Annotated in this window: 8 protein-coding genes and 1 rRNA gene; 3 read left to right on the top strand and 6 right to left on the bottom strand. The window is 57.7% G+C overall.

The genetic code is table 11. From position 1 onward, the window contains the following. Positions 1–29: 29 nt before the first annotated feature. Positions 30–773: a type III pantothenate kinase gene (locus tag ABEB25_RS06705; RefSeq protein WP_345735613.1), complete on the top strand. Its 744-nt coding sequence runs from the start codon at positions 30–32 to the stop codon at positions 771–773. After that, complete coding sequence (locus ABEB25_RS06710) at positions 766–1707, top strand: ROK family protein (RefSeq protein ID WP_345735614.1); 942 nt, start codon at positions 766–768, stop codon at positions 1705–1707. The genes ABEB25_RS06705 and ABEB25_RS06710 overlap by 8 nt, the downstream gene beginning before the upstream one ends. Positions 1708–1741: 34 nt before the next feature. Here ABEB25_RS06710 and ABEB25_RS06715 read toward each other — a convergent pair whose 3' ends face one another. Both ABEB25_RS06715 and ABEB25_RS06720 read right to left on the bottom strand, forming a co-directional pair. Beyond that, the gene (locus ABEB25_RS06715) at positions 1742–2371 is read right to left on the bottom strand and encodes a lysophospholipid acyltransferase family protein (protein ID WP_345735615.1); all 630 of its coding nucleotides are present in this window, start codon (positions 2369–2371) and stop codon (positions 1742–1744) included. A gap of 43 nt (positions 2372–2414) precedes the next feature. Next, on the bottom strand, positions 2415–3065 hold the full coding sequence (locus ABEB25_RS06720) for an alpha/beta fold hydrolase (protein WP_345735616.1): 651 nt from the start codon (positions 3063–3065) through the stop codon (positions 2415–2417). A 218-nt stretch (positions 3066–3283) separates the two neighbouring features. Between ABEB25_RS06720 and ABEB25_RS06725 the strand changes: the two genes are divergently transcribed. After that, positions 3284–3826 carry a tetratricopeptide repeat protein gene (locus tag ABEB25_RS06725; RefSeq protein ID WP_345735617.1) on the top strand — a complete coding sequence of 181 codons (543 nt, stop codon included), beginning with the start codon at positions 3284–3286 and terminating at the stop codon, positions 3824–3826. Positions 3827–3975: 149 nt separating this feature from the next. On the opposite strand, the gene ABEB25_RS06730 is transcribed toward ABEB25_RS06725, so the two are convergent. The 4 genes from ABEB25_RS06730 to rrf all read right to left on the bottom strand — a co-directional run. Further along, positions 3976–5316, bottom strand: coding sequence for a sulfate adenylyltransferase subunit 1 (locus tag ABEB25_RS06730; RefSeq protein WP_345735618.1), 1341 nt, complete (start codon positions 5314–5316; stop codon positions 3976–3978). A gap of 45 nt (positions 5317–5361) precedes the next feature. After that, positions 5362–6270, bottom strand: a complete 909-nt coding sequence (cysD, locus tag ABEB25_RS06735; protein WP_345735619.1) for a sulfate adenylyltransferase subunit CysD — start codon at positions 6268–6270, stop codon at positions 5362–5364. A gap of 27 nt (positions 6271–6297) precedes the next feature. Beyond that, positions 6298–6954 carry a phosphoadenosine phosphosulfate reductase domain-containing protein gene (locus ABEB25_RS06740; RefSeq protein WP_345735620.1) on the bottom strand — a complete coding sequence of 219 codons (657 nt, stop codon included), beginning with the start codon at positions 6952–6954 and terminating at the stop codon, positions 6298–6300. A 92-nt stretch (positions 6955–7046) separates the two neighbouring features. Beyond that, positions 7047–7130, bottom strand: a 5S ribosomal RNA gene (rrf, locus tag ABEB25_RS06745); the annotation flags it as partial.

A 7130-nucleotide genomic window follows, 5' to 3' on the forward strand; every position in this document is an offset into this window, starting at 1 on the left:
CGCGCCTCTCCAGGGCCATAACCAGCCCGATGACCGCCGATTATCTCCTGATTGATGTGGGCAATGGCCGCACCAAGCTGGGCCTGGCTACCCGGGATGCCATTTTGGACCGGCGAGACCTCCCCACAAGGGAGGTGACGCCAGATCTGGCACGCCAGGCTGCCGCAGGGTGGGACTTTATGCAGGTGATCCTGTGCAGTGTGGTCCCAGCGGCTATCCCGGCCTTTCAGGCGGCCTTCCCCGGCCTGCTGGTGCTGCGGCATGACACCCCCATGGGCATCGGCATCCGCTACCCCAAGCCGGAAAGCATCGGCCCAGACCGCCTGGCCAATACGGTGGCCCTGGCCCACCTGCATGGGGCTCCAGGGGTAGTGATTGATTTTGGCACGGCGGTGACCTTCGACATCCTTTCAGAAGACCGCCACTACTTGGGTGGCGTTATCGCACCGGGGCTGCGCCTGATGACGGACTACCTGCACGAGCGCACCGCCCTGCTGCCCCAGGTGGAACTGCAAGAGCCGGAGACCGCCATTGGCCAATCCACCGTCGGCGCCATCCAGGCCGGGGCCGCCATCGGCTACCGGGGCATGATCAAGGGCATCCTGGAAGCCGTGCGAAAGGAGCTGCCTGTGGGCCCCCTGCACATCGTCGCCACCGGGGGCGATGCGGAATGGATCACCGCCGGAATGGAATGCGACATCGCCGTGGACCCGGATTTGACCTTGCATGGGCTGCGTTTGGTGGGCAATCTCCGCGCCCTCACCCATGTCTGAAAGTTCTATCACCTCGGTTGGCATTGATTTCGGCGGCACCTCGGTCAAACTCGGCGTCTGCCGGGGCGGCGAATTGCTGGCCACGGATGCCCCCATCCCCACCGCCAATTTTGCCGGCCCTGCCGCACTCATCGGTGAGATGGCCAGCCGTGTGGCCAAGCTGCGCGAGACCTACCCCGACATCGCCGCTATTGGCGTGGGTGTGCCTGGGCTGGTGGACTTTGACCACGGGTTTGTCCATATCCTGACCAATGTTCCTGGCTGGAAGCATGTACCGCTGAAAGCTATCCTGGGTGAAAAGACGGGCCTGCCGGTGGTGGTGGAAAATGATGCGAATGCGATGGCCTACGCGGAGTTCCGCTATGGCGCAGCCCGAGGGCTGAAGAATGTGGTGGCCCTGACCATGGGCACCGGCATCGGCGGTGGCCTCATTTTGAATGGCCAGCTTTACCGTGGCAGCGGCTGCGCGGCCGGGGAGATCGGCCAGATGAGCATCGAATGCGATGGCCGCTCAGGCCATTACGGCAACCTGGGCGCTTTGGAAAAATACACGGGCAATAAGGAGATCGCCGAGCACGCCGTGCAGCGCTATGCCGAAGCCCACGTGAAGAAGACCGTGGAAGAGTGCACGCCAAAAAACATCGCCGATGCCGCCAAGGCGGGTGATGACATCGCCCGCCAGATCTGGGATGAAATCGCGGACTGGCTGGGCACTTCCCTCTCCAGCATCGCTTGGCTGCTGAACCCAGATGCCTTCGTGATCGGTGGTGGTGTAGCGCAGGCGGGCGATCTGATCTTTGATCCGCTGAAGCGCAAGGTGCAGTCCATGCTCAGCACCGTCGTCTGGGAGCGGCTGCAGATCCTGCCAGCCCGCTTCAGCAATGAATCCGGCATCATCGGGAATGCGGCCCTGGCAGCAGATTCCATCGCCTGATCATTGGTTAGGCTGACCTCGGCTGTAGTGACCGTCAGCCCCTGCCCATGGCCAGTTCCAGCTTGAGGCGTTCAGCCTCGAACTCTTCCTCCGCCATCTTGCGCGGCACGGTCATTGTAGGCTCGAAAATGACGCGGACTTTGGAAAAAGGCAGCGGCAGAAGAAACTGGTCCCAGGTTTTGAACCGGATGGCATGGCTGTACTCCACACGCACGGGCACAATGGTGCCGCCGGTGAGCTGGCCCAGCTTGATGATGCCGGGCTGCAATTGATAGACAGGCCCGCGCGGGCCATCTGGAGTGATGCCGATGTCGCGCCCTTCCTTCACCTTTTCGGCCATCATGATCAGCGCAGCCAAGCCCTTTTGTGGTTTGGAACTGGAGCCACGGGCGGCCTCAAAACCGAAGGCGGCGCAGGCATCGGCAATGATCTGGCCATCGCCGCTGGGGCTGCTCAAGATAGCACCAGGAATGTGGGCAAACCAGAGTTCGTGCACATAAGGGATGACAAACATTCGGTTATGCCAAAAGGCCCAGATCCATCCTGTGCGTGAGGTATTGAAGGCGCCGGCCCGGTCCTCCACCTCAAAGCGCAGGGTCGCCCCAATGCCGCGCATGAGCAGCGCGACCACTTTGCCGATGTTCTTGATCCTGATTTTTGCCATGAAAGGCCATCCATAGAGGGGGCCACGCCAGCGTGCAAGCAGGTCACTTCAACATCGCTTCCAGGCCCAAGCGCCAAGCTGCCCAGTCGTGACCTCCTGCCACCTCATGGTAGTTTTCACGCGTCAGAAAGCTCCGGGCAAAGAGTTCATTCGACACTCGATGACGATCCCGTAACCCACAGGCCAAAGCTACGGGGATCTCAGGCCCAGAGGCGGTTAGCCAAGTCTCCTTCAGTCGAGCCCAGAGCAATCTCATAGACGAGTCTTTATCCACGGCTTCAACATTCCCAGCTCTCCAGAATGCTAGCCCCCCGGCCTTCGAAATCTCCTCCATCAGGGCTGGGTCCCCCAGATACGGAGCCAAGAGAAGCACCTCTTGAACTGCATGGGGATACTTAAGTACAGCGATCAAAGCGCCCAGTCCCCCCATTGACACTCCCACCATCGTTACCTGCATTCCTTCCTTGTAAGCAGGGGATAAAATCTCCTCCCACAGGCATATCTCCACCGCGCGATTCATATAATATCCCAGATGCAAATCTGGCACCACGATCCGTGCTTCCGGCCGCTTTTTTTGAATCTGTGCGACCAACCCCTCGCGATCAAATTCCATCGGCGAACTGTATCGTCCGGGCAGCATCACCACCCACTCTTTGGCCGCTCCAGTCACCGGTTCAAACACAAGTTTCTTCACAGGCCGTGAAGCCCTAGGCGGCAAGAGACGGCAAGAACTGAAAGGCAGACAACACAATAACCGAGCAAAATGAGAACGCGTCATGGGACAACTTCCATGAAGTACGCACCCCATGCGCTTTGGAGAACCATTGATTAGGCCAAAATGAAATCCGACTTGTCATTCTCTGGCGTTTCTGGTGAAATCATTTTCGGAATTAACCTTCCCCCCCCCCTCCTATGAAAGCACTACTGCATCGTGTCGGAGTTCGTTTGGCGGTCGTCACTATGATGGCTGCATGTTCTGGGGCCGCCTTTGCGGCTGATGACGTGAACCAGATCTTCCAGATGGGCCGGGCGGCCTACTACAAGGGAGACGTCGAGACCGCCTACCAACTGCTGGTGCAGGTAGAACAGCGAAATCCGAAACACTTCGAAACCAAGGCATTGCTCGCTCAGATCCGTGCCCAAAAGAAGCCGGGAACCGTTTCAGTGAAGAAGACCTATGAAGGGGTGCTGCTGACCAAAATCGAATTTACGGAAGTCACTCTGGAGGAGGCGGTGGAGGGTCTGCGCGTGCTTTCCAAAACAGCCTCCGACGGAAAGGTGATTCCCAACATCATCATCAAGGATCCAGCGCTAGCCTCCAAAACTCTGTCGCTCAATCTGCGCAACCTTCCGCTGACGGATGCCATCCAATATCTGGCCGACATTGTCGGTGCCAAGACCGTATACGACAAGCATGCCGTGATGTTTACGACCGTGGCCACGGTGGGCAATTAAGCCTGGGTAAGTCTCGTCCGTGTTCCGCTCGTCCTAACACAGTCCTCCAAACCAAATCTATGGTTAGGCAAACTGGCAAGAGTCAGCCGCGATGAAAATAAAACAGGCGCGGGATGTTCCCGCGCCTGTCTTCAATCTATTAGGACCGCTTAGATCGCCACCTCGGCGTCTTCGTCCTGGGCATCGGCCACAGGGCGCAAGATCATGCCGGCAGCCACAGTGTTATTCGTCTGCTCGTCCACGAGCACAAAACTGCCGGTGGTGCGGTTCTTCGAATAGGAATCAAAGAATATCGGAGCCGAGACACGCAAGCGAATGCTGCCGATGTCATTGAGGCTGAATTCTTTGCTCTCCTGGGATTTTTCCAGGGTGCTGATGTTCACCTTGTAAAGCACGTCCGTGACGACGGCGCGCACTTCATTGGTCGTATGACGAAGGTGAAAACGACTGCGGGCTTTCAGCGTCTTTTTGTCGGCAAACCAGCAGATCATGGCGTCGAACTCCTGGTTAGTCTCGGCAGGTTCATCGGCCTTCACGATCATGCCACCACGGCTGGTATCAATCTCGTCGGAGACGGTGATGCTGTAGCTGAGCTGAGGGATGGCCTCCGTCTGCGGGCCTTCAAAGGTGTGAATGCCGGTGATGCGGGACTTCATCTCAGACGGATAGACGAGCACTTCGTCACCCAGCTTGAATGTGCCGCTAGCTACACGGCCAGCAAAGCCACGGTAGTCATGCAGGTTCCCCAGCTTGGGATCTTCCTTGTCCGAGATCGGACGGATGACCCACTGCACCGGAAAACGGGCGGCATCTTCCGCGGTTTCGGCGAAGACTTTGACGGTCTCGAGATGCTCGAGCAGGCTTGGCCCCGTGTACCATGGAGTGCTGGCGGAGCGGTCCACCACGTTGTCACCATTCAGGGCGCTCATCGGGATGGGGCAGATCTGTGGCAGGTTTTCCAAACCGCCGGCGAAGGCCATGTAGTCGGCCACGATTTTGTCATAGACCTTCTGGTCGAAATCCACGAGGTCCATTTTGTTCACAGCCAGAACGATGTGGCCGATGCGCAGCAGGCTGGCCAGATAGGTGTGGCGCATGGTCTGCTCGATCACACCCAGACGGGCATCAATGAGGATGATCGCGAGGTCGGCCGTCGAAGCGCCAGTGACCATGTTGCGCGTGTATTGAATGTGGCCAGGAGTATCGGCGATGATGAACTTGCGCTTGGGTGTGGCAAAGTAACGGTAGGCCACATCAATGGTGATCCCCTGCTCGCGTTCGGCGCGCAGACCATCGGTCAAAAGCGCCAGGTTCACGTGGGCATCGCCACGACGCTTGGAAGATTCTTCCACCGCAAGGAGCTGGTCCTCGAAGATGGATTTGGAATCGTAAAGCAAGCGACCAATCAGGGTGCTTTTGCCATCATCCACCGAACCGGCGGTGGTGAAGCGGAGAAGAGAGGATTCAGTGGGGTTGACGAGGACGTCCATGGAGTCAGAAAAGTATAAGTTTAGGGGCGCGGTTCTCGCAGGAGATCAAAAGTAACCTTCCTTTTTGCGGTCTTCCATGGCGGTTTCGGAACGCTTGTCATCGGCACGGGTGCCGCGCTCGGTCTGGCGTGCGGCGGCGACTTCGGCGACGATGTCATCAATGGTGCTGGCGGTGCTTTCTACTGCGCCAGTGCAGGTGGCATCACCCACGGTGCGGAAGCGGATGACCATCTCCTTCACTCGTGGTTTTTCTTCATCGAGAAGCGGGATGAAGCCTGTTTCGGTATCGAGAAGCTGACCATGGCGCTCGATGATTTTGCGCTTGTGGCTGAAGTAGAGGCTTGGCAGCGGGATGTTTTCCTGGCGGATGTACTGCCAGATGTCCATCTCCGTCCAGTTGCTGAGCGGGAACACGCGGAAGTGCTCTCCGAAATGTTTGCGACCGTTGAAGATGTTCCAGAGCTCAGGGCGCTGATTCTTGGGATCCCACTGGCCGAACTCATCGCGATGGCTGAAGAAACGCTCCTTGGCGCGGGCCTTCTCTTCATCGCGGCGGCCACCGCCGAGGCAGGCATCGAACTGGTTCTCTTCAATGGTGTCGAGAAGGGTCACCGTCTGTAGTTTGTTACGGCTGGCGTTGATGCCTTTTTCTTCCTGGGAGCGGCCTTCATCAATGCTTTTTTGGACGCTGCCGACGACAAGCTTGGCGCCGATTTCTTCCACGAACCAGTCACGGTATGTCATGGCTTCTGGGAAGTTGTGGCCCGTATCCACATGCAGAAGCGAGAAGGGCAGCTTGGCCGGGTAGAAGGCTTTGCGGGCCAGCCAGGCCATGACAATGGAGTCTTTGCCGCCCGAAAATAGCAGGGCAGGTTTTTGGAACTGGGCGGCGGTTTCGCGAAGGATGAAGATCGCTTCGCTTTCGAGGAACTGAAGATGCGTGATGGAGGACATTCGCTCGGGAGTGAGTCGGGGTGAAAGTTACTGTTTGTCGGTGACCAGTTTGGCGTGCAGGCCGCACTCGTGTTTTTCGTCGCCTTTGGCCGGATCGTAATAGGTGCGCTCGTTTGGCAGATCGTGCTCAGCGAGATAGGCATCCATTTCCACGGGGGTCCATTCGAGGATCGGATTGATCTTCAGGCATTGGAATTTGGCATCCCACATGACGGGCTGCAGGGTGGCTGCGCGCTGGGGGTTTTGTTCTTTGCGCAGGGCTGTGATCCAGACTTTCGGGGCCAGCTCGTGCATGCCGCGTTCGAAAGGCTCCAATTTCATGATTCGGCTGAAGGATTCCACGCGCTCCACTTCATCCGGCATCGGCACCTGACCACCATTGAGCGCCAGCCAATGGGCAGCGGTCATTTTCGGCAGGTAAGGCTTCAGATTGAGGCTGAGTTTTTCGCGAGTTTTTTCAGCGAAGATGTAGGTCTCGGGAAGGTTGGTCCCATGGTCGATCCACAAAGCCGGGATTTCTGGCTGCACCTGAGTGGCCAAATGAAGAATAACCGCCTCGTAAGGACGAAAATTCGTCGTCACGATCGCGGATTCCGGAGCCTGATCGATGGCCCAACGGATGATTTCCAGAGGGCTGGCGCTCTGGAGGCGTTGGTTGATGGATTGAAGTTCTTCAGGAGACATGGTTAAATCCCGATAAAGTATATCTGTTGAGTCTGCAATTAAAGAGTGTCAAAAAAAACCCCCCTCTTTCATTGCTGAAGGAGGGGGGTATAAACTGGCGGCGACCTACTTTCGCAGGGCCTATCGCCCAACTATCATCGGCGCAACAGCGTTTCACTTCCGTGTTCGGAATGGGA

The sequence above is a fragment of the Prosthecobacter algae genome (assembly GCF_039542385.1).
In the GTDB taxonomy this organism is placed as follows: domain Bacteria; phylum Verrucomicrobiota; class Verrucomicrobiia; order Verrucomicrobiales; family Verrucomicrobiaceae; genus Prosthecobacter; species Prosthecobacter algae.

Bases quoted from the DNA above. Each gene is read 5' to 3' on its own strand.
- ABEB25_RS06715 (WP_345735615.1), bottom strand. From the start codon at position 2,371: ATGGCAAAAATCAGGATCAAGAACATCGGCAAAGTGGTCGCGCTGCTC.
- ABEB25_RS06740 (WP_345735620.1), bottom strand. From the start codon at position 6,954: ATGTCTCCTGAAGAACTTCAATCCATCAACCAACGCCTCCAGAGCGCC.
- cysD (WP_345735619.1), bottom strand. From the start codon at position 6,270: ATGTCCTCCATCACGCATCTTCAGTTCCTCGAAAGCGAAGCGATCTTC.
- ABEB25_RS06710 (WP_345735614.1), top strand. From the start codon at position 766: ATGTCTGAAAGTTCTATCACCTCGGTTGGCATTGATTTCGGCGGCACC.
- ABEB25_RS06730 (WP_345735618.1), bottom strand. From the start codon at position 5,316: ATGGACGTCCTCGTCAACCCCACTGAATCCTCTCTTCTCCGCTTCACC.
- ABEB25_RS06725 (WP_345735617.1), top strand. From the start codon at position 3,284: ATGAAAGCACTACTGCATCGTGTCGGAGTTCGTTTGGCGGTCGTCACT.
- ABEB25_RS06705 (WP_345735613.1), top strand. From the start codon at position 30: ATGACCGCCGATTATCTCCTGATTGATGTGGGCAATGGCCGCACCAAG.